Source organism: Paracoccus gahaiensis (assembly GCF_005048225.1).
In the GTDB taxonomy this organism is placed as follows: Bacteria; Pseudomonadota; Alphaproteobacteria; order Rhodobacterales; family Rhodobacteraceae; genus Paracoccus; species Paracoccus gahaiensis.
Genome location: NZ_SUNI01000014.1, coordinates 87,914 through 107,486, shown reverse-complemented (window position 1 = coordinate 107,486; position 19,573 = coordinate 87,914). Strand labels below are relative to the sequence as shown.

The window sequence follows — 19,573 nt, the reverse complement described above, 5'->3', positions numbered from 1 at the left end:
CGGTCAGATCCCGTCCGTCTGGTGCAGGAAGGCGCGGGGATCGAATTCGGGGCCCTTGCTGGCGGCGAAATCCTCCAGCGCCTCGACATCCTTGGGACGGGAGTCGGGGTGATAGACCTGCACGTAATCGCCGCGCGATTCGAAGACCGTTTCCGTGCCCTCGGCAAAGCCCAGCTTCTCGCGCAGCTTGGCGGGCAGGACCAGGCGGCCCTCGCGGTCGATTTCAAGATCGGTGGATTGTCCGTTCATCAGCAGCTCCAGCCAGCGGCGTTCCTGGCTGCCGCGGGTCAGGCGGTCGATCTGCTCGTCGATCTGTTCGATGGCCTCGATGGAATACAGCTCGATCCAGTTCCACCAGTCGGGGCCATAGACGGCGACGACCTGGGTGCGACCGGTATTGGCCCCGGCAAAGGACGGGTCACCGGCATCGAAGACGCGGCGCAGGCGGGCCGGGATCGACATGCGCCCCTTGCCATCGACCTTGACGCTTTCGGTGCCTCTGAACTTCCGCGCCACCTGGCACCCGCCCTCACTGTCCTGCTCTTTCGGGGGGTCCGAAAGAGAAAGGGCGGATCGGGCCGCTGCCACTGCCCGATCCGCCGCCCTCGTTCCCGTTACCCGGGCCCCTTTGCGGGGTGGTTGCCGACCCTTCACGCGCCACCTGGGGGAGGTGCTGCTCGCACGCGCGGGTCGGCTATGTTGGAAAACGGTTGCCTGTATGAAGTTCTGCTTCGCCTTAGCGGGGTCTTGATCGCCCCATTTGCTGCCCGTTTTCGTGATCTCGTTGTGCCATGGGAATTCATGGGAAGCAACGGCATTTATGGTGGATGGGCTGCATTCCGCGCGGGATCCTGCACATGGTCGAATCGAGAACGCGTCGATTAAGATCGATTTGCCTGCCACAAATGGTGGCGTTGCTCAGAAACAACACCAGATCTGGAAGCAGGTCACAGAGGCGGATATTTCGATTTCTGCGGCGAAATCAGCACAGTTCCGGGTGGAGCAAGTCCAAATTGGCGGCAGTACCCTAAAACATTGGTGTCATCTTCACGACAGATCACGCAAACGAGAGGTCTTTCGGCCTCTCGCGCCCATGCATTCCCAGATGTCCCAGAAATTCCCGGATCAGGCGATTCCGCCCTGAATCAGCCGCTCGGCCAGCCGCGCATAGGCCTGCGCGACGCTTCCGTCGCCCAGGGCGGCGGGTTTCCCCGAATCACCCGCAAGGCGAACTTCCAACTGCAGCGGCAACTCTCCGAAGAACGGCAGACCCAGGGTCTCGGCCTCGGCGGCGACGCCGCCATGGCCGAACAGATGCTCCTCGTGACCGCATTTGGGGCAGATATAGGTGGACATGTTCTCGATCAGCCCCAGGACCGGGGTCTTGAGCTTGGTGAACATGTCGATGGCGCGGCGCGCATCCAGCAGCGCCACGTCCTGCGGGGTGGACACGATGATGGCGCCGGTGACCGGGGCCTTCTGGCACAGGCTCAGCTGCACGTCACCGGTGCCGGGCGGCAGGTCGATCAGCAGCACGTCCAGCTCGCCCCAGTTCACCTGCTGCAGCAGCTGCTGCAACGCGCCCATCAGCATCGGGCCGCGCCAGACCAGCGCCTCGCCCTCCTTCAGCATCAGGCCGATGGACATGACGGTGACGCCATGCGCGTGCAGCGGATCGATGCGCTGCCCGTCCGGGCTGGCAGGGCGCCCCGACACCCCCATCATGCGCGGCTGCGAGGGGCCGTAGATATCGGCGTCCAGCAACCCAACCTTGCGCCCCGCCCGCGCCAGCGCCACCGCCAGGTTCGAGGTGACGGTGGATTTGCCCACGCCGCCCTTGCCCGAGCCGATGGCCACGATATGGCGCACGCCGGGGATCGCCTGCGGGCCGGCCTGCGGCTTGGCATGGCCGCCGATCTTCAGGGACGGCGCCGCCCCCTGCCCCGACACCGCCTTGGGCGGCGGCGCATTGGCCGAGGCGGTCATCACGATCTGCACCTTGGTCACGCCCGGCAGACGCTCCAGACGCGCCTTCGCCTCGGCCTCGACCGGCTGAAGGGCCGTGGCCGTGGCCGCATTCTCGACCTCGAGGACGAATCGTACGGTGCCCTCGTCGATCGACAGGGCCCGGATCAGATCGGCCTGACCCAGTGTTCCCCCCTGCGGAAGAGGGATATCCGAGAGTGCCGTAAGGACCGTTTCGCGCGAAAGGGACATGTGACCAACCTGTGTCTTGTGTGTCCGGCAGCATGAAGCATAGATCCCGGGCGCTCAACACCCCCTGCGACAATCCATGCCGGAACCCCCCGAAACGCCTTCAAAACAGGGGATTTTTGCGTCTGCGGCGTGACCGCTAACGGATGTATCGTTTCAATTTTATGACAAGTTATCAGTGCCGAGGAGGGCGATAGGTCAGCCTCAGTCATGCAATTGCTGCATGGCAGCATTCCGAAACAATCCGTTGTGCAAAGGCCCTGGCAGGTCCATCTTCAATCCAACGAAACGCCGGGCCAATCCGGGAACGGCGCAGACGAGATGAACCGAAAGGATACCACCATGGCTGTTATCGCCCAAGCACGCAGCACCACCGCCGAAGCCGGCCTGCGTGGACGCCTGCTGACCGCGATCCAGCGGATGCAGGAAAACCGCGCCCGCCGCGCCGTGTACCGCCAGACCGTGCGTGAACTCAACGCGCTGACCACCCGCGATCTTGATGATCTGGGCATCAGCCGTTCGATGATCACCCGCCTGGCCCACGAAGCGGCCTGGGGCTCGGCCTCTTAAGAATTCCCATTCCCGGCCCTTACCTCCTCCCGAGGGCCTGGATCTGGCGGCATCCCTTTCTCCTCCTCCCTGAGGGATGCTGCCCCAAACTGCGCCGGAACCGACCTCCTCCCCGGATCCGCGCGTCAAGGCGGCGACCTCTCTCCTCCTCCCTGGAGGTCGCCGCACTCTCATAGCCGTCTCATTCGCGGCACACGGTTGCGCCCGGTTCCCTCCTCCTCCCTGGAACCCGGCGTTGGCGGTCCGGCCCTCCTCCTCCCTGGCCAGGACCGCACCCCAAACGCGGCCCCTCCCTCCTCCCTGGGCCAGCGTTCAGCGGCGACCTCCCTCCTCCTCCCTGGAGGTCGCCGCGCCTTCTTCCCCCTTGGAACCACCCTGCCCCGCCGCGCATTTGCCCCGACACGAGCCGTCGGAGGGCAGATCATGTTGCGCAAGGGAACCCGGGTCGAATGGGATTGGTCGGGCAGCACCGCCACAGGCAAGATCGCCGAGATCTTCACCGAGGACGTCGAGAAGACGATCAAGGGCAGCAACATCACCCGCAAGGCCAGCAAGGACGATCCCGCCTACCTGATCGAACAAGAGGACGGCGATCAGGTGCTGAAGGGCAAGTCCGAACTGCGCCGCGCTGACTGAACTGATCCCTTCCCCCGCCCGCAGGCGCGCGCTAAGGGAGCGGGATGCTCAGTTATCAACACGCCTATCATGCCGGGAACCTGGCCGACTTGCATAAGCACGCGCTGCTGGCGGCGGCGATGGACTACCTGACGCGCAAGAACAAGCCGCTGTCCTATCTGGAAACCCATGCCGGGCGCGGCCTCTATGACCTGACCGCCCCCGAGGCGCAGAAGACGGGCGAGGCCGCGCAGGGCATCGATCGCGCGCTGGCCGAAGTATGGCTGCCCGATGATCATCCACTGATCCGGGCGCTGGCCGCCATCCGCGCCAGCCGGGGGTCGCAGGTCTATCCCGGATCGCCCCTGATCGCGGACCATTTCCTGCGCTATGACGACCGCGCGCATCTGGCCGAGCTGCATCCCGCCGAATTCGCCGCTTTGCGCCGCGTGGCGGGGTTCGCGGCCCTGCACCAGCAGGACGGCTTCCAGATGGCGCAGGCCATCTGCCCGCCCGATCCGCGCCGGGGGATGCTGCTGATCGACCCCAGCTACGAGGTCAAGACCGACTATGTCGCGATCCCGCGCCAGATCGGGCTGATCGCGCGCAAATGGAACGTGGGTGTCATCGCGCTGTGGTATCCGATCCTGACCGATCACCGGCATTTCGGCATGACCGCGCAGCTGGCCACCGACTTCCCCGAGGCGCTGATCTCGGAAGTGGCCTTCCCCCCCGCGCGGCCCGGCCATGCGATGATCGGGTCGGGCATGTGGATCCTCAATGCGCCCTGGGGTCTGGCCGATCAGGCCCGGGCGCTGGAACGGACCTATCGCGACCGCGCCTGACCCTGACAGAGGGGATTTTCCCCGATCCCGCGCTGTGGCATGATCTTCGCCGTGACAAGGAACTGCCCATGCCCCAACGCCTGTCCATCGGCGCCACCGTCTTTCTGGTCCTGACCGTCCTTCTGGGGCTGTATTTTTCCTATGCGGCGGTGCAGGGCCCCTCGGGCATCCTGCGCCGCATCCAGATCGAGGCCGAGACGGCTGAGCTGGCCGCGCAGCGCGACGCCCTGCGCGACGAGGTGGCGCAGATGCAGAACCTGACCCGCCGCCTCTCCGACGCCTATCTGGATCTGGACCTGCTGGACGAACGCGCCCGCGAGGTCCTGGGGCTTCTGCGCGCCGACGAGGTGCTGCTGCGCTAGGGCCGCTCCGGGCGCGTTTCCGGCGGGATTGCACGCCTCGCAGCGATGCGCTACGGATAGTTTAACGCTGAACTATCCGACCACGCTTCCAGGAGGATGTGCCGCATGGCCAAGAAACCAAGCCCCATCTCGGAGGCGCCGTCGAACGTCTCCAAGGACGAGCTGCTTCAATATTACCGCGACATGCTGCTGATCCGCCGATTCGAGGAAAAGGCCGGCCAGCTGTACGGCATGGGCCTGATCGGCGGCTTCTGCCACCTCTATATCGGCCAGGAGGCCGTGGTGGTGGGCCTCGAGGCCTGCGCCAAGGAAGGCGACAAGCGCATCACCAGCTATCGCGACCACGGCCACATGCTGGCCTGCGGGATGGAGGCGCGCGGCGTCATGGCCGAGCTGACCGGCCGCGAGGACGGCTATTCCAAGGGCAAGGGCGGCAGCATGCACATGTTCAGCCGCGAAAAGCATTTCTACGGCGGCCACGGCATCGTGGCGGCGCAGGTGCCGCTTGGCGCGGGCCTGGCCTTTGCCGACAAGTATCTGGGCAATGACAACGTCACCTTCACCTATTTCGGCGACGGCGCCGCGAACCAAGGCCAGGTCTACGAGACCTACAACATGGCCGAGCTGTGGGACCTGCCCGTCATCTTCGTGATCGAGAACAACCAGTATGCCATGGGCATGTCGGTCAGCCGCTCGACCAAGTCCAAGACCTTCTTCGACCGGGGCGAGGCCTTCGGCATCCCCGGCGAGCAGGTCGACGGCATGGACGTTCTGGCCGTCAAGGCCGCCGGCGAGAAGGCCGTGGCCCACTGCCGCGCGGGCAAGGGCCCCTATATCTTGGAAGTCATGACCTATCGCTATCGCGGCCACTCGATGTCGGACCCGGCCAAGTACCGGACCCGCGAGGAGGTGCAGAAGATGCGTGACGAGCGCGACCCGATCGAGAACATCCGCGACCTGCTGCTGACCGGAAGCCACGCGACCGACGAGGAACTCAAGGCTCTGGACAAGGAGATCAAGGAGATCGTCAACGATTCGGCCGAGTTCGCGAAGAACAGCCCCGAGCCTGCGCTCGAGGAGCTGTGGACCGACATCTATGCCGACGAACTGCCGCAGGGCAGCGCCGAAGAACACGCCTGAGGGGGCCCCGACACATGGCAATTGAAATCCTGATGCCCGCCCTGTCCCCCACGATGGAGGAGGGCACCCTGGCCAAATGGCTGAAGAAGGAAGGCGACGAGGTCAAGTCCGGCGACATCCTGGCCGAGATCGAGACCGACAAGGCCACGATGGAGTTCGAGGCCGTCGATGAGGGAATCATGGGCAAGATCCTGGTGGCCGAGGGCACCCAGGGCGTCGCCGTGAACACCCCCATCGCCGTTCTGGTCGAAGAGGGCGAGGATGCCGACGCAGCCCCCGCCCCCAAGGCCGAGGCAAAGGCCGAGGCAAAGCCCGCCGAAGCCAAGACGCCCGAGACCGAGGCGCCCAAGAAGGACGAGGGCGCCCAGCCCGGCAAGTCGGCCATCGAGGAGGTGAAGACCCCTCAGCCCGCGCCGCGCAGCCCGGACTGGCCCGAAGGCACCAAGATGAAGACCATGACCGTGCGGGAAGCCCTGCGCGAGGCCATGACTGAAGAGATGGAGCGCGACGAGACCGTGTTCCTGATGGGCGAGGAGGTCGGCGAATACGAAGGTGCCTACAAGATCACCCAGGGCATGCTGGCCAAGTTCGGCCATCGCCGGGTGGTCGACACGCCGATCAGCGAGATGGGCTTTGCCGGCATCGGCACTGGCGCCGCGCTGGCCGGCCTGCGCCCGATCGTCGAGTTCATGACCTTCAACTTCGCCATGCAGGGCATCGACCACATCATCAACTCGGCCGCCAAGACGCTGTACATGTCGGGGGGCCAGATGGGCTGCCCGATCGTCTTCCGGGGTCCGAACGGCGCCGCCGCCCGCGTGGGCGCGCAGCACAGCCAGGACTATGCCGCGTGGTATTCGGCCATTCCCGGCCTCAAGGTCGTGATGCCCTATTCGGCCGCCGACGCGAAGGGCCTGATGAAACAGGCCATCCGCGACAACAACCCGGTGATCTTCCTGGAAAACGAGATCCTCTACGGGCGCAGCTTCGAGGTGCCGGACCTGCCGGACTTCACCATCCCCTTCGGCAAGGCCAACACCGTGCGCGCGGGCGATGACGTGACGCTGGTCAGCTTCGGCATCGGCGTGGCCCATGCGCTGGAGGCGGCGGCCAAGCTGGCCGAAGAGGGGATCGAGGCCGAGGTGATCGACCTGCGCACCCTGCGGCCGCTGGACTACGACGCCATCCTGACCTCGGTCAAGCGCACCAACCGCTGCGTGACCGTCGAGGAGGGCTTCCCCGTGGGCGCCATCGGCAACCACATCTCGGCCTATCTGATGGAGAACGCGTTCGACTATCTGGACGCGCCGGTCATCTGCTGCACCGGCAAAGACGTGCCGATGCCCTATGCCGCCAATCTGGAAAAGCACGCGCTGATCACGCCCGCCGAGATCGTCGAAGCCGTGAAAAAAGTCACCTACAAGTAAGGGAGCTGTGCGATGCCTACGGAAATCCTGATGCCCGCCCTCTCCCCCACGATGGAGGAAGGCACGCTGGCCAAATGGCTGGTCAAGGAAGGCGATGCGGTCAAGTCGGGCGACATCCTGGCCGAGATCGAGACCGACAAGGCCACGATGGAGTTCGAGGCCGTGGACGAGGGCGTGATGGGCAAGATCCTGATCGCCGAGGGCCAGTCGGGGGTGAAGGTCAACACCCCCATCGCCGTCCTGCTGGAGGAGGGCGAGGATGCCTCGGCCGCCGAGGCGCCGGCACCCAAGCCTGACGCCAAGCCCGCTGATGCGGGCGCGGAACCCGGACCCGCGGAAAAGGGCTATGGCGGCCCGATCGGCGCCCCCGTGGCGGGCGAAGGCTCTGTCAAGGATGCGGGCGGCAAGGATGCGGACGACAAGGCCGCGGCCCCTGCCCCGTCGAAGGACGGCCAGCGCATCTTCGCCTCGCCCCTCGCGCGCCGCATCGCGGCGGACAAGGGGCTGGATCTGTCAGCCATCACCGGCAGCGGCCCGCATGGCCGCATCGTCAAGGCCGATGTCGAGGCGGCCAAGCCCGGCGCCAAACCGGCCGAGGCCAAGGCCGACGCTCCGGCAGCGGCAGCGGCTCCCGCCGCCCCTGCCCCGGCTGCCGCAGCGGCCCCCAAGGGCCTGTCGACCGAGACCGTGCTCAAGATGTATGCCGACCGCGAGACCGAGGAGGTTCAGCTGGACGGCATGCGCCGCACCATCGCGGCCCGCCTGTCCGAGGCCAAGCAGACCATCCCGCATTTCTACCTGCGCCGCTCGGCCAAGCTGGACGCGCTGATGGCCTTCCGCGGGACGCTGAACAAGCAGCTGGAGGCGCGCGGCGTCAAGCTGTCGGTCAACGACTTCATCATCAAGGCCTGCGCGCTGGCGCTTCAGCAGGTGCCCGACGCGAATGCGGTCTGGGCCGGGGATCGCATCCTCAAGCTGAAGCCCTCGGACGTGGCGGTGGCCGTGGCCATCGAGGGCGGGCTGTTCACGCCCGTCCTGAAGGACGCCCACCAGAAGTCCCTGTCCGCGCTGTCGGCGCAGATGAAGGATCTGGCGGGCCGGGCCAAGACCAAGAAGCTGGCCCCCCATGAATATCAGGGTGGCAGCTTCGCGATCAGCAACCTGGGCATGTTCGGGATCGAGAACTTCGATGCCGTCATCAACCCGCCGCATGGCGCCATCCTGGCCGTGGGCGCGGGCATCCCCACGCCGGTCGTCGAGGGCGGCGAGGTGGTGGTCCGCAACGTCATGTCCATGACGCTGTCGGTCGACCACCGCGTCATCGACGGCGCCCTGGGCGCGCAGCTGCTGGAGGCCATCGTCAGCCATCTGGAGAACCCGATCGGGATGCTGGCCTAAACCGTTTAGAAACAACGCGTTATGGACATCACCGGCAAAGCTTTCTAGCTTTGCCGGTGATGGCCGTCTGGCAACCCTCCGTTCCCAAGCGGGCCATCTTCACTCTGGTCCCTCGGATGCGAAGGTTGCTCATGTCTTACAAATTCGCTCTTCTGGCTGTCGCTGTCGGATCCCTGACCGCCTGCAGCCAACAATACGAAACGCCGCCCGTCGAGGTGGCGACACCGGACGGTCCCGTCACCTGCCAGCTCTACTCCCCTGATCTGGTGATGTGGGACAAGCCGCTGTCCTATCCCGAAGCCCTGGACGAGGCCGAAGCGGTCTCGATCTGCCGCCAGGAAGGCCTGCGCCGCAAGTCCGGCGCCTGATGCCCCCGACCGGTCCCGTCCCATGGCATGGGGCCGGTCTCGTTCCCGCTCAGAAATTGACCACGACCCCGGGCAGGTGCAGTTCCGCGACCAGGTCGCGCAGTTCCTGCCGTGCGGCGATATGGGACATGCTCGTCGTCTCGGTTCCGACATCCTTCAGGTCCAGCAGCGTCAGCCCGCGCGGGAACAGCTCGCGAAAGACCACGCGTTCGGAAAATCCCGGCGCCACGCGAAATCCGATGCGGCGGGACAACTCGGCCAAGGCCCCGCCCACCTTGCGCTTGTTGTGCATCTGCTGGCTGCCAAGCCGGTTGCGCAGCACCAGCCAGTCGATCGCCCCCGCCCCCGCCTGCGCTCGCATCTGCCGGGCGCCCCAGACCATCTCGGCATAGATCGACGGGCCCAGCACCTCGCCCTCGGGCGACATGCGGGCCAGCAGATCGAAGTCGACGAAGCTGTCGTTCAGGGGCGTGATCAGCGTGTCCGCGATGGCATGGGCCATCTGGCTCAGCCGGGTATGCGATCCCGGGCAATCCAGCAGGATGAAGTCGCAATCCCGTTCCAGTTGCCGCAGGGCGGGTGTCAGCGGATCCGGCCCCTCCGCGGGCATCCCCAGGGCCGGCATCGGCAGGTCGATCGCCGCCCGCGCGCGGAAGGCCGCCCGGTTCTCCAGATAGCGGCCGAAGCTGCGCTGGCGCAGGTCCAGATCCAGGCCCCCGACCCGGTGGCCCATCCGGGCGAGGGCCGTCGCCACATGCATCGAGGTGGTGGACTTGCCCGAGCCGCCCTTCTCGTTTCCCACGACGATGATATGCGCCACTGGCCGCCCCCTGCCCCGTTCCGTGGCGAAAACCTAGCGACAGCCCTTGCCAAAGGAAACCCGCCGCAGGCCGGGCCCCCTGACCTCAGCCGCGCAGGGCTGCCAGCACCGCCTGCACCTTGGGGGTGCGGTGCAGATCGACATGGGTGACCAGCCACAGATGCGAATCCCATTCGGGCAGGCTCAGCGCCGGGACCAGCCCATGGGCCCGGCCCTCGGGCAGGGCGCCGATGGCCAGACCGGCCCGGATCACCGCCTCGCGCGCGTCGGTCTCGGCAGCGACCAGCAGGATGTTGTCGGGGCTGATGCGGTCCTGCAGCCAGCGCATCAGCGGCGCCCCCCGCGCATCCGGCCCCGGCAGGGCAAAGCGATGGTCGCGCGGATCGGTGACCGGCCCGTGGCGGTCCAGATAGGCTGCCGAGGCATACAGCACCTGCGGCGCGCGCGTCATGGCGCTGACGACGTAATCGGCCTCGGTGGGCTTGGGGCCGCCCCGGATCGCGACATGTGCCTCGCCCGCATCCAGCCGGAACAGGCGCGCATCGGTGGCATAGGTCAGGCGCAGGCCCGGATGGCGCGTCATCAGCCCGATCAGACGCGGCATCACCAGATCCGTCAACTCCAGCAGCGAGGTCACGATCAGGTCGCCCTCGATCCGCTCGCCTGCGCCTGCGATCTGCGTGGCCATCTGCGAGAACCGCTCGTCCGCCGCCCCCGCCGCCGCCAGCAGGGTCCGTCCCGCCTCGGTCAGCGCATAGCCGCGCGTGTGGCGCTGGAACAGCCGGGCGCGCAGGGCGGTCTCCAGCGCGTCGATGCGCCGGATGACGGTGGCATGGTGGACGCCCAACTCGGCGGCGGCCCCGCTGACCGTTCCGGTCCGCGCGACCGCAAGGGCCACGCGGATATCATCCCAAGATTCGATTTGCATGTGCATCCCCGCACAAAGACTGCGCGGTTATCACCCTTTCGTTCGCAGGTGCATAGACATAAATGGGGACAAGCCCAGAATTCAGCAATCGGAGCCTGCCATGCACATCCTTCACCTCGACAGCGCCATCACCGCCGATGCCTCGGTCTCGCGTCAGCTGACCGCCGACATCATGGCCCGCCTGACCGCCCAAGGCAGCCCCACCGTCACCTATCGCGACCTGAACGAGGGCGTGCCCGCCATCGACACGACCTGGTTCCAGGCCGTGCGCGTCGGCACCGAGACCCCCACCCCCGCGCAGCAGGACCGCATCGCCACCTCGGACGCGCTGCTGGCCGAGGTTCAGGCGGCGGATGTGCTGGTGATCGGCCTGCCCGTCTACAATTTCGCGATCCCCGCGCAGCTGAAGAACTGGCTGGACCAGATCGCCCGCGCTGGCGTCACCTTCCGCTATACCGCCGACGGCCCCGAGGGCCTGCTGACCGGCAAGCGCGCCATCGTCGCCTATACCGCCGCCGGCACGCCCATGGGCTCGGATCTGGACTATGCCTCGGGCTACCTGCGCCACATGCTGGGCTTCATGGGCATCACCGACGTGACCTTCGTGCCCGCAGACGGCCTGGCCTTCGACCGCGAGGCCGGCATGGCCCGCGCCCAGGCCGTGCTGGACCAGATCGCGGCCTGATCCCTGCACCCTGACCGGGACGGCCCGAGGGTCGTCCCGGTCAGGGCGCAACCCGCGTTGACACGGACCGCCGTTCCGCGTATATCCTTGCCCAATTCCCGGAAGCACCGTCTTCCGGTCCCCGTCCGACACGGGGATCGCCCCCCGTCAGCGCGTTGCGCCCACGGGGGCATCATCGTTTTGGCGCCAGCAGGAGGCCCGGCCATGTTCGAGAACCTTTCCGACCGTTTGGGCGGCGTCTTCGACCGGCTGACCAAGCAGGGCGCCCTGTCCGAGGATGACGTCACCGCCGCCATGCGCGAGGTCCGCGTGGCCCTGCTGGAGGCCGATGTCTCGCTGCCGGTCGCGCGCAACTTCGTCAAGGCGGTCACCGCCAAGGCGACGGGCGCGGCGGTCACCAAATCCGTCAGCCCCGGCCAGCAGGTCGTCAAGATCGTCCATGACGAGCTGATCCGCGTGCTGCAGGGCGAGGACGCCCCCGAGGCGCTGCGCATCGACAACCCGCCCTCGGCCATCCTGATGGTCGGCCTGCAGGGCTCGGGCAAGACCACCACCACCGCGAAACTGGCCCTGCGCCTGAAGGACCGCGAGAAAAAGCGCGTTCTGATGGCGTCTCTCGACACCAACCGCCCCGCCGCGATGGAGCAGCTGGCGATCCTCGGCCAGCAGATCGGCGTCGACACGCTGCCCATCGTCATGGGCCAGACGGCGGTGCAGATCGCGCAGCGCGCCAAGACGCAGGCGTCCCTTGGCGGCTATGACGTGGTGCTGCTGGACACGGCGGGCCGGCTGCATATCGACGAGGCGCTGATGGCGCAGGTCCAGCAGGTCCGCGACATCGCCAGCCCGCGCGAGACGCTGCTGGTCGTCGACGGCCTGACCGGTCAGGATGCCGTCAACGTCGCCACCGAATTCGACGCCAAGGTCGGCGTCACCGGCGTCGTGCTGACGCGCATGGACGGCGACGGGCGCGGCGGCGCGGCGCTGTCGATGCGGGCGGTCACCGGCAAGCCGATCCGCTTCGTAGGTTTGGGCGAAAAGATGGACGCGCTGGAAACCTTCGACGCCGAACGCGTCGCGGGCCGCATCCTGGGCATGGGCGACATCGTGGCCCTGGTCGAGAAGGCGCAGCAGGTGCTGGAGGTCGAGCAGGCCGAGCGCATGATGAAGCGCTTCCAGAAGGGCCTGTTCAACATGAACGACCTGCGCGGCCAGCTGGAACAGATGCAGAAGATGGGCGGCATGCAGTCCGTGATGGGCATGATGCCCGGCATGGCCAAGATGGCCAAGCAGGCCGAATCCGCAGGCTATGACGACAAGGTCGTCCGTCACCAGATCGCGCTGATCAACTCGATGACCAAGCGCGAGCGCGCCAATCCCGACCTCTTGCAGGCCAGCCGCAAGAAGCGCATCGCCGCAGGCGCCGGCATGGAGGTCTCGGACCTCAACAAGCTGCTGAAGATGCAGAAGCAGATGGCCGACACGATGAAGAAGCTGGGCAAGATGGGCAAGGGCGGCATGATGAAGCAGGCCATGCGCGCCATGACCGGCAAGGGCGGCGGGTTGCCCGACATGGACAATCTCGACCCTGCCAAGATGGCCGAGGCGCAGAAGATGCTCTCGGACCCCAAGGGCCTGGGCGGCCAGCTTGGTCGCGCGGGCCTGCCCGGCGGCCTCGGCGGGCTCTTTGGCAAGAAATGACCCGCCCGACCTCCTCCCTCCTGCCCGCGCGGCAGCCCTGTCCTTTCATCTTGGGGAAAATATCCTCGGGGGTGCGGGGGCAGACAGCCCCCGCTCCGACGCCATCCAAGCGAGACACCCGATGATCCGCCTCGACCCCACCCCCATCCTGACCACCGACCGCCTGACCCTGCGCGCGCCGCAGGGCAGCGACTGGCCGCATTGGCGCAGCTTTCACCATTCCGACCGCGCCCGCTTCATCGGCGGCGGCGCGGATCAGAAGACCGGAACCTCCTGGCGCGCCTTCGGCCATGTCATCGGGCATTGGGCCATGCGCGGTTTCGGAATGTTCGTCTTCACGCTCAAGGGCGACGACACGCCCCTGGGCATGACCGGCCCGTGGTTCCCCGAGGGCTGGCCCGAGGGCGAGCTGGGCTGGACCGCCTGGTCGGGGGCCGCCGAGGGCCGGGGGCTGGTCGCCGAGGCCGCCCGCGCCGCGCGTGGCCATGCCTTCGCGACGCTCGGCTGGACCACGGCGGTCAGCTACATCCACCCCGACAACGCCCGCTCGATCGCGCTGGCCGAACGGCTCGGTGCGATCCGGGACCGGCTGGCCCCGCAGCCCGAGTTCGACACGCCCTGCGTCGTCTACCGCCATCCCGCCCCGGAGGCCGCATGACCGACGCCCCCGCCCGTGCCGCCGATCTGCTGGCCGAACATCGCGCCAGCATCGACCGGCTGGATGCCATCCTGGTCTATACCCTGGCCGAGCGGTTCAAGCACACCCAGTCCGTCGGCCGCCTCAAGGCCCGGCACGACCTTCCGCCGTCCGATCCCTCGCGCGAAGCGCAGCAGATCGAGCGGCTGGAACGCCTCGCGCGCGAGGCCGATCTCGATCCGGCCTTCGCGCGCAAGTTCCTGACCTTCGTGATCGCCGAAGTCATCCGGCATCACGAACAATACCAGTCCTGACCGGACCCCAAAACCCAAGGAGACGACCCCATGTCCATGAAGATCCGCCTTGCCCGTGGTGGCAGCAAGAAACGCCCGCACTATGCCATCGTGGCCTCCGATTCGCGCATGCCCCGCGACGGCCGCTTCATCGAGAAGCTGGGCACCTACAACCCGCTTCTGGCGAAGGACAGCGAAGAGCGCGTCAAGATGGACCTCGAGCGCGTGCAGTACTGGCTGAGCCAGGGCGCGCAGCCGACCGACCGCGTCTCGCGCTTCCTGGAAGCCGCCGGCGTCAAGGACAAGGCCGAGCGCAAGAACATGAAGAAGGCCGAGCCCGGCAAGAAAGCCAAGGCCCGCGCCGACGAGCGTGCCAAGAAGGCCGCAGTTCCCGCCGAAGCCGAGTGATCCCCGCTGGCGGGGGGTCGCCCCCCGCCGGACCCTTTCGCAAAGGTGTGACATGACGGACGACCGCATCTGCGTCGGCGCAATCGCCGGAGCCTTCGGGGTCCATGGCGAGGTGCGGCTGAAAAGCTTCTGCTCGGACCCGGCCGACATCGCGACCTACACGCCGTTGACCTCGGAAGACGGCACGCGCCGGTTCGAGATCTCGCTGACCCGCGAGGTCTCGGGCGCCTTGGGCGCTCGGATCAGGGGCGTCGCCTCCAAGGAGGATGCCGACGCGCTGCGCGGCGTGACCCTCTGGGCACCGCGCGCGGCCCTGCCCTCGCTGCCCGACGATGAATTCTACCATGCCGACCTGATCGGGCTGGATGTCGTCGATACCGGCGGCAAGCCCTTGGGCCGGGTGCGCGCGCTCTACGATCACGGCGCCGGCGACATCATCGAGATCGTGGGCGGCGCCCAGATCCTGATGCTGCCTTTCACCCGCGCCGTTGTGCCCACCGTCGATCTGGCCGCGCGCCGCATCGTGGCGGATCCGCCCGGCTCGGGCGAGGCCGATCCTCCCGGCTCGGGCGAAGAATGACCGATCCGGCCCCCCCGGACGGGCCCCAATCCCCCGCGACGGGCCCGAAGTCCCATGGCCGGCTGTCCATCCGCCCCAGCCTGAAGCCGCGCGAGCTGATGGCCGAGCCGCAGGTCCAAGGCGCCTGGACCGCGCGGATCATCACGCTGTTCCCCGAGGCCTTCCCCGGCATCCTGGGCCTGTCGCTGACCGGCAAGGCGCTGGCGCAGGGGCTGTGGAACCTGCAGACCATCCCGCTGCGCGAGTTCGGCATGGGCAAGCACCGCAATGTCGACGACACGCCGGCGGGGGGCGGCGCGGGGATGGTGATCCGGGCCGACGTGATGGACGCGGCCCTGCGCGAGGCCGGGCGCGGCCAGCCCCTGCCCGTCATCTACATGTCGCCGCGCGGCAGGCCCCTGACCCAAGCCCGGGCCCGCGAACTGGCGGCAGGCCCCGGCGTCACGCTGATCTGCGGCCGCTTCGAGGGGATCGACCAGCGCGTGCTGGACGCCCATCAGGTCGAGGAGGTCAGCATCGGAGATTATGTCCTGACCGGAGGAGAGATCGCCGCTCAGGTCTTGATCGACGCGACGGTCCGGCTTATACCGCGCGTGCTGGGCAATCATGATTCCCTGGCCGAGGAATCCTTTTCCATCGGCAACCGGGGTCTTCTGGAAGCGCCGCAGTTCACCAAGCCCGCCCTCTGGGATGGCCGCGAGATCCCGCCCGTGCTGTTGTCGGGCAATCATGCAGCCATCGCGACATGGCGGTCCGGTGAGGCCGAAGGGCTGACAAAGCAACGCCGCCCCGATCTGTGGCGGGCATATGCGGACACGCATGTGGACCCGGCTAAGGACCGACAGCGCTCGGGCGCATCAGACCAATCGCGGATATACCGCGAGCATGACAAGGAACCCAAGCGATGAACCTGATCGCACAACTCGAAGCCGAGCAGATCGCAGAGCTCGGCAAGACCATCCCCGATTTCCGGGCCGGCGACACGATCCGCGTCGGCTACAAGGTGACCGAGGGCACCCGCACCCGCGTCCAGAACTACGAGGGCGTCTGCATCTCGCGCAAGGGCGGCAGCGGCATCGCGGCCAGCTTCACGGTGCGCAAGATCAGCTTCGGCGAGGGCGTGGAACGCGTCTTCCCGCTGTATGCGACCAACATCGCCGCGATCGAGGTCGTGCGCCGTGGCAAGGTCCGTCGCGCCAAGCTGTACTACCTGCGCGACCGTCGCGGCAAATCCGCCCGCATCGTCGAGAAGACCAATTATCGTCCGCTGTCGGACGCGAAAGCCTGAGCAGAGGTCACGCCATGAAAAAAGAGATTCACCCCGATTATCACCTGATCTCGGTCAAGATGACGGACGGAACGACCTATTCGACGCGCTCCACCTGGGGCGCCGAGGGCGATTCCATGTCGCTGGACATCGATCCGACCTCGCACCCGGCCTGGACCGGCGGCTCGGGCCGCCTGATGGATGCCGGTGGCCGCGTGTCCAAGTTCAAGTCGAAATACGCCGGCCTGGGTTTCTGATCCCTGCCGACATCGACACCGCGAACGCCGTCCTTCGGGGCGGCGTTCCGCATTCGGGGGTCAGGTGAAGAAGGCCAGCACCCGGCGCCGCTCGCCGACGCTCAGCCACAGCGCGATCCCCAGGCAAAGGCCCATGACTACGAGGGCCTTGGTGTCGCCCTCCAGCCCGAACCGGCTGGCGGTGATCATCATCAGGATATGCGAGAAGTAGACGAAGGCCGCCACGCTGGCCAGCCGCTTGCCGTCCCACCCGCCCTGCAGCTGCCGCGCCGCCAGAAACAGCAGCGGCGCCGCCAGCAGCAGCGAGACCATCATGTCGATGCCCCATCCGCCCCCCGCGATGCGGTACCAAATCAGGCTTTCGCCGATGACTGCCAGCAGCGAAAGCCCGGCCAGAGGCAGCGCCAGACGGGTCAGCCGCGCGCCCCAGCCCTGGGCCAGCAGCAGGCCCGTGGCGAAGAACGGAAAGATCGTGAACAGCCCGTTGCGGTAATGGTCCAGCTGCATCTGGACCGCCCCGGACAGCACCAGATATTGCAGCACCAGCCCGACAGCCGCCATCAGCCCGGCCACCACCGCGATCCGCCCCGGCGCCCGCAGCGCCCAGACCAACGCGGCCGAGACCAGAAGCCCCGGCAGGAACCACAGGTGGAAATAGCCGAAGACCAGCGTCTGCAGCACATGGCCGGGCCCCGAGAAATCCGGCCCATAGATCGGCAGATAGATTGCCATCCACAGCAGATACAGGGCCGCGATGCGCCGCAGATAGGCGCCTGCCCGCCCCGAGCGCAGCGGCGACAGGAAGAAGTAGCCCGAAATCAGCGCGAAGACCGGCACTGCCAGCCGATAGAGGCCGTTGAACAGCCCCTGCTTGACCAGCGCCGGGGCGGCCTCGGGAAATCCGGCATGCAGGGCGATGACGCTGAGCGCCAGCAGCAGGCGCAACGGGTCGATGGCGCTGGCGCGCCGGGTCTGGTCGGTCATGAAGGCAGCCTTGATTGTCCAAGCAGCCCAACGGCCTGCACGCAGCCGGGTTCACCCCGGCGCCGTCCGCTTACCAAATAAAGCGCCGCTCTGCCAATCGTCAGGCGGCCGCTGCCCCCGGCTCGACCAGCTCCACGATGTCCAGCATGATGGTGTTCAGCTGGAAGTCCTTGGGCGTATAGACCCGCGCCACCCCCATCTCGGTCAGGCGCCGGGCATCGTCGTCGGGGATGATGCCGCCGACGATCACCGGGATATGGGACAACCCCTCGGCCTGCATCCGTGCCATCAGATCCTCGATCAGCGGCATATGGCTGCCCGACAGGATCGACAGGCCCAAGACATGCGCCTCTTCCTCGCGGGCGCGGCGGACGATGTCCTCGGGGGTCAGGCGGATGCCCTCGTAGGTGATGTCCATGCCGCAATCGCGGGCGCGGAAGGCGATCTGCTCGGCCCCGTTGGAATGGCCGTCCAGCCCGGGCTTGCCCACTAGGAACTTCAGCCGCCGCCCCAGCCGCACGCTGACCGCATCCACGGCCTCGCGGATCTGTTCCAGACCCTCGGTCCGGTTCGACGGGCTGGACGAGACGCCGGTCGGGCCGCGATATTCGCCATGCACCTCGCGCATGACCCCGGCCCATTCGCCCGTCGTGACCCCGGCCCGCGCTGCCGCGATCGAGGCGGGCATGACGTTGCCCCCGGTGCGCGCCGCCTCGCGCAGATCCTCCAGCGCGCGGCGCACCGCCCCGGCATCCCGCGCGTCGCGCCAGGCTTGCAGGCGGTCGATCTGGTCCTGTTCCACCGCCGGATCGACGGTCATGATCCCGCCGTCGCCTGCGGTCAGGGGCGAGGGTTCGGCCTGCTGCCAGCGGTTCACGCCGACGACGATCGTCTCGTTCGTCTCGATCCGGCCAAGCCGGGCGGCATTCGATTCGACCAGCCGCGCCTTCATGTGGTCGATGGCCGCGATCGCCCCGCCCATCTGGTCCAGCAGCGCCAGCTCGTTCCGCGCGCCCTGCTTGAGATCCTCGACCTTGGCGGCGATCACCGGGTTGCCGTCGAACAGGTCGCCATATTCCAGCAGGTCGGTCTCGTAGGCCAGGATCTGCTGCATCCGCAGCGACCATTGCTGGTCCCAGGGGCGCGGCAGGCCAAGCGCCTCGTTCCAGGCGGGCAATTGCACGGCGCGGGCGCGGGCGCTTTTGGACAGCGTCACCGCCAGCATCTCCAGCAGGATGCGATAGACGTTGTTCTCGGGCTGCTGCTCGGTCAGGCCCAGGCTGTTGACCTGCACGCCATAGCGGAAGCGGCGGTATTTCTCGTCGATGATGCCATAGCGGTCGCGGGTGATCTCGTCCCACAGCTCGGTGAAGGCGCGCATCTTGCACAGCTCGGTCACGAAGCGGATGCCGGCATTGACGAAGAAGCTGATGCGCCCGACCATCTCGGGGAAGCTGTCGGCGGGCACCTTGCCCTTCAGGTCGTCCAGCACGGCGATGGCGGTGGCCAGCGCATAGGACAGCTCCTGCTCGGGCGTCGCCCCGGCCTCCTGCAGGTGATAGCTGCAGACGTTCATCGGGTTCCAGCGCGGCAGGTGTTCGCGCGTGTAGGCGGCGACATCGGTGATCATCGCCAGCGATGGCTTGGGCGGGCAGATATAGGTGCCGCGCGACAGGTATTCCTTGATCAGGTCGTTCTGCACCGTGCCCTGAAGCTGGCTGACATCGGCGCCCTGTTCCTCGGCCACGGCGATGTACAGCGACAGCAGCCACGGTGCCGTCGCGTTGATCGTCATCGAGGTGTTCATCCGGTCCAGCGGGATCTGGTCGAACAGCGTGCGCATGTCGCCCAGATGGCAGACGGGCACGCCGACCTTGCCCACCTCGCCCCGGGCCAGAAGGTGGTCGCTGTCATAGCCGGTCTGGGTCGGCAGGTCGAAGGCCACCGACAGGCCGGTCTGCCCCTTGGACAGGTTGGTGCGATAGAGCGCATTCGATTTCGCCGCCGTGGAATGGCCCGCATAGGTGCGGAACAGCCAGGGCTTGTCCTTGTCGGCCATCACGGATCCTCGAAA

Annotated in this window: 23 protein-coding genes; 17 read left to right on the top strand and 6 right to left on the bottom strand. The window is 67.2% G+C overall.

Annotation, left to right across the window (positions count from 1 at the left end):
• Positions 1 to 3: 3 nt before the first annotated feature.
• Together FA743_RS20355 and FA743_RS14170 are read right to left on the bottom strand one after the other, a co-directional pair.
• Positions 4 to 516: a division/cell wall cluster transcriptional repressor MraZ gene (locus FA743_RS20355; RefSeq protein ID WP_169308891.1), complete on the bottom strand. Its 513-nt coding sequence runs from the start codon at positions 514 to 516 to the stop codon at positions 4 to 6.
• A gap of 609 nt (positions 517 to 1,125) precedes the next feature.
• Positions 1,126 to 2,217, bottom strand: coding sequence for an Mrp/NBP35 family ATP-binding protein (locus tag FA743_RS14170; protein ID WP_136886756.1), 1,092 nt, complete (start codon positions 2,215 to 2,217; stop codon positions 1,126 to 1,128).
• Between the two features lie 207 nt (positions 2,218 to 2,424).
• On the opposite strand from FA743_RS14170, the gene FA743_RS20655 reads away from it, so the two are divergent.
• From FA743_RS20655 to FA743_RS14130, 8 genes are all read left to right on the top strand, one after another.
• Positions 2,425 to 2,784: a DUF1127 domain-containing protein gene (locus FA743_RS20655; RefSeq protein ID WP_246054969.1), complete on the top strand. Its 360-nt coding sequence runs from the start codon at positions 2,425 to 2,427 to the stop codon at positions 2,782 to 2,784.
• A 423-nt stretch (positions 2,785 to 3,207) separates the two neighbouring features.
• Positions 3,208 to 3,420 carry a hypervirulence associated TUDOR domain-containing protein gene (locus FA743_RS14160; protein ID WP_136886755.1) on the top strand — a complete coding sequence of 71 codons (213 nt, stop codon included), beginning with the start codon at positions 3,208 to 3,210 and terminating at the stop codon, positions 3,418 to 3,420.
• Positions 3,421 to 3,464: 44 nt separating this feature from the next.
• Positions 3,465 to 4,244 carry a 23S rRNA (adenine(2030)-N(6))-methyltransferase RlmJ gene (gene rlmJ / locus FA743_RS14155; RefSeq protein ID WP_136886754.1) on the top strand — a complete coding sequence of 260 codons (780 nt, stop codon included), beginning with the start codon at positions 3,465 to 3,467 and terminating at the stop codon, positions 4,242 to 4,244.
• Between the two features lie 68 nt (positions 4,245 to 4,312).
• The gene (locus FA743_RS14150; RefSeq protein WP_136886753.1) at positions 4,313 to 4,606 is read left to right on the top strand and encodes an FtsB family cell division protein; all 294 of its coding nucleotides are present in this window, start codon (positions 4,313 to 4,315) and stop codon (positions 4,604 to 4,606) included.
• Between the two features lie 105 nt (positions 4,607 to 4,711).
• Positions 4,712 to 5,746 (top strand): pyruvate dehydrogenase (acetyl-transferring) E1 component subunit alpha, encoded by a 1,035-nt coding sequence (pdhA, locus tag FA743_RS14145; RefSeq protein WP_136886752.1) that lies wholly within the window; start codon positions 4,712 to 4,714, stop codon positions 5,744 to 5,746.
• 14 nt (positions 5,747 to 5,760) lie between these two features.
• Entirely contained in the window at positions 5,761 to 7,173 is a 1,413-nt protein-coding gene (locus FA743_RS14140; RefSeq protein WP_136886751.1) for a pyruvate dehydrogenase complex E1 component subunit beta, read from the top strand.
• 12 nt (positions 7,174 to 7,185) lie between these two features.
• Complete coding sequence (locus FA743_RS14135; protein WP_136886750.1) at positions 7,186 to 8,571, top strand: pyruvate dehydrogenase complex dihydrolipoamide acetyltransferase; 1,386 nt, start codon at positions 7,186 to 7,188, stop codon at positions 8,569 to 8,571.
• A gap of 131 nt (positions 8,572 to 8,702) precedes the next feature.
• A complete protein-coding gene (locus tag FA743_RS14130) occupies positions 8,703 to 8,939 on the top strand; it encodes a YnbE family lipoprotein (protein ID WP_136886749.1) in 237 nt (78 codons plus the stop codon).
• A gap of 49 nt (positions 8,940 to 8,988) precedes the next feature.
• Here the strand turns inward: FA743_RS14130 and FA743_RS14125 are convergent, their stop codons facing one another.
• Positions 8,989 to 9,759: a division plane positioning ATPase MipZ gene (locus FA743_RS14125; RefSeq protein WP_136886748.1), complete on the bottom strand. Its 771-nt coding sequence runs from the start codon at positions 9,757 to 9,759 to the stop codon at positions 8,989 to 8,991.
• Positions 9,760 to 9,844: 85 nt separating this feature from the next.
• Entirely contained in the window at positions 9,845 to 10,687 is an 843-nt protein-coding gene (locus tag FA743_RS14120; RefSeq protein ID WP_136886747.1) for a LysR family transcriptional regulator, read from the bottom strand.
• Between the two features lie 100 nt (positions 10,688 to 10,787).
• Here FA743_RS14120 and FA743_RS14115 point away from each other — a divergent pair, with 100 nt between their 5' ends.
• The 9 genes from FA743_RS14115 (at position 10,788) to rpmE (ending at position 16,515) form a co-directional block, all read left to right on the top strand.
• Complete coding sequence (locus FA743_RS14115; RefSeq protein WP_136886746.1) at positions 10,788 to 11,372, top strand: FMN-dependent NADH-azoreductase; 585 nt, start codon at positions 10,788 to 10,790, stop codon at positions 11,370 to 11,372.
• A 204-nt stretch (positions 11,373 to 11,576) separates the two neighbouring features.
• Positions 11,577 to 13,073, top strand: coding sequence for a signal recognition particle protein (ffh, locus tag FA743_RS14110; protein WP_136886745.1), 1,497 nt, complete (start codon positions 11,577 to 11,579; stop codon positions 13,071 to 13,073).
• Between the two features lie 121 nt (positions 13,074 to 13,194).
• Positions 13,195 to 13,731, top strand: a complete 537-nt coding sequence (locus FA743_RS14105) for a GNAT family N-acetyltransferase (RefSeq protein WP_136886744.1) — start codon at positions 13,195 to 13,197, stop codon at positions 13,729 to 13,731.
• Positions 13,728 to 14,024, top strand: coding sequence for a chorismate mutase (locus tag FA743_RS14100; RefSeq protein ID WP_136886743.1), 297 nt, complete (start codon positions 13,728 to 13,730; stop codon positions 14,022 to 14,024). Before FA743_RS14105 ends, FA743_RS14100 begins: the two co-directional genes overlap by 4 nt.
• A gap of 30 nt (positions 14,025 to 14,054) precedes the next feature.
• Complete coding sequence (gene rpsP / locus FA743_RS14095; protein WP_136886742.1) at positions 14,055 to 14,411, top strand: 30S ribosomal protein S16; 357 nt, start codon at positions 14,055 to 14,057, stop codon at positions 14,409 to 14,411.
• A gap of 52 nt (positions 14,412 to 14,463) precedes the next feature.
• A complete protein-coding gene (rimM, locus tag FA743_RS14090) occupies positions 14,464 to 14,991 on the top strand; it encodes a ribosome maturation factor RimM (RefSeq protein ID WP_136886741.1) in 528 nt (175 codons plus the stop codon).
• The gene (gene trmD / locus FA743_RS14085) at positions 14,988 to 15,899 is read left to right on the top strand and encodes a tRNA (guanosine(37)-N1)-methyltransferase TrmD (RefSeq protein WP_136886740.1); all 912 of its coding nucleotides are present in this window, start codon (positions 14,988 to 14,990) and stop codon (positions 15,897 to 15,899) included. Before rimM ends, trmD begins: the two co-directional genes overlap by 4 nt.
• Positions 15,896 to 16,279 (top strand): 50S ribosomal protein L19, encoded by a 384-nt coding sequence (gene rplS, locus FA743_RS14080; protein ID WP_135312149.1) that lies wholly within the window; start codon positions 15,896 to 15,898, stop codon positions 16,277 to 16,279. The genes trmD and rplS overlap by 4 nt, the downstream gene beginning before the upstream one ends.
• Positions 16,280 to 16,293: 14 nt before the next feature.
• The gene (rpmE, locus tag FA743_RS14075; protein WP_136886739.1) at positions 16,294 to 16,515 is read left to right on the top strand and encodes a 50S ribosomal protein L31; all 222 of its coding nucleotides are present in this window, start codon (positions 16,294 to 16,296) and stop codon (positions 16,513 to 16,515) included.
• Between the two features lie 60 nt (positions 16,516 to 16,575).
• On the opposite strand, the gene FA743_RS14070 is transcribed toward rpmE, so the two are convergent.
• A complete protein-coding gene (locus FA743_RS14070) occupies positions 16,576 to 17,499 on the bottom strand; it encodes an acyltransferase family protein (RefSeq protein WP_136886738.1) in 924 nt (307 codons plus the stop codon).
• A 100-nt stretch (positions 17,500 to 17,599) separates the two neighbouring features.
• On the bottom strand, positions 17,600 to 19,558 hold the full coding sequence (locus FA743_RS14065) for a protein meaA (RefSeq protein WP_136886737.1): 1,959 nt from the start codon (positions 19,556 to 19,558) through the stop codon (positions 17,600 to 17,602).
• Positions 19,559 to 19,573 lie beyond the last annotated feature (15 nt).

What these genes read in the sequence shown, in the direction of transcription:
- FA743_RS14100 (WP_136886743.1), top strand. Translation starts at nt 13,728, where the DNA reads ATGACCGACGCCCCCGCCCGTGCCGCCGATCTGCTGGCCGAACATCGC.
- FA743_RS20655 (WP_246054969.1), top strand. Translation starts at nt 2,425, where the DNA reads ATGCAATTGCTGCATGGCAGCATTCCGAAACAATCCGTTGTGCAAAGG.
- rlmJ (WP_136886754.1), top strand. Translation starts at nt 3,465, where the DNA reads ATGCTCAGTTATCAACACGCCTATCATGCCGGGAACCTGGCCGACTTG.
- pdhA (WP_136886752.1), top strand. Translation starts at nt 4,712, where the DNA reads ATGGCCAAGAAACCAAGCCCCATCTCGGAGGCGCCGTCGAACGTCTCC.
- ffh (WP_136886745.1), top strand. Translation starts at nt 11,577, where the DNA reads ATGTTCGAGAACCTTTCCGACCGTTTGGGCGGCGTCTTCGACCGGCTG.
- rplS (WP_135312149.1), top strand. Translation starts at nt 15,896, where the DNA reads ATGAACCTGATCGCACAACTCGAAGCCGAGCAGATCGCAGAGCTCGGC.
- FA743_RS14150 (WP_136886753.1), top strand. Translation starts at nt 4,313, where the DNA reads ATGCCCCAACGCCTGTCCATCGGCGCCACCGTCTTTCTGGTCCTGACC.
- rimM (WP_136886741.1), top strand. Translation starts at nt 14,464, where the DNA reads ATGACGGACGACCGCATCTGCGTCGGCGCAATCGCCGGAGCCTTCGGG.
- trmD (WP_136886740.1), top strand. Translation starts at nt 14,988, where the DNA reads ATGACCGATCCGGCCCCCCCGGACGGGCCCCAATCCCCCGCGACGGGC.
- FA743_RS14115 (WP_136886746.1), top strand. Translation starts at nt 10,788, where the DNA reads ATGCACATCCTTCACCTCGACAGCGCCATCACCGCCGATGCCTCGGTC.
- rpmE (WP_136886739.1), top strand. Translation starts at nt 16,294, where the DNA reads ATGAAAAAAGAGATTCACCCCGATTATCACCTGATCTCGGTCAAGATG.
- FA743_RS14065 (WP_136886737.1), bottom strand. Translation starts at nt 19,558, where the DNA reads ATGGCCGACAAGGACAAGCCCTGGCTGTTCCGCACCTATGCGGGCCAT.
- rpsP (WP_136886742.1), top strand. Translation starts at nt 14,055, where the DNA reads ATGTCCATGAAGATCCGCCTTGCCCGTGGTGGCAGCAAGAAACGCCCG.
- FA743_RS14140 (WP_136886751.1), top strand. Translation starts at nt 5,761, where the DNA reads ATGGCAATTGAAATCCTGATGCCCGCCCTGTCCCCCACGATGGAGGAG.
- FA743_RS14120 (WP_136886747.1), bottom strand. Translation starts at nt 10,687, where the DNA reads ATGCAAATCGAATCTTGGGATGATATCCGCGTGGCCCTTGCGGTCGCG.
- FA743_RS14130 (WP_136886749.1), top strand. Translation starts at nt 8,703, where the DNA reads ATGTCTTACAAATTCGCTCTTCTGGCTGTCGCTGTCGGATCCCTGACC.
- FA743_RS14070 (WP_136886738.1), bottom strand. Translation starts at nt 17,499, where the DNA reads ATGACCGACCAGACCCGGCGCGCCAGCGCCATCGACCCGTTGCGCCTG.
- FA743_RS14105 (WP_136886744.1), top strand. Translation starts at nt 13,195, where the DNA reads ATGATCCGCCTCGACCCCACCCCCATCCTGACCACCGACCGCCTGACC.
- FA743_RS14160 (WP_136886755.1), top strand. Translation starts at nt 3,208, where the DNA reads ATGTTGCGCAAGGGAACCCGGGTCGAATGGGATTGGTCGGGCAGCACC.
- FA743_RS14170 (WP_136886756.1), bottom strand. Translation starts at nt 2,217, where the DNA reads ATGTCCCTTTCGCGCGAAACGGTCCTTACGGCACTCTCGGATATCCCT.
- FA743_RS14135 (WP_136886750.1), top strand. Translation starts at nt 7,186, where the DNA reads ATGCCTACGGAAATCCTGATGCCCGCCCTCTCCCCCACGATGGAGGAA.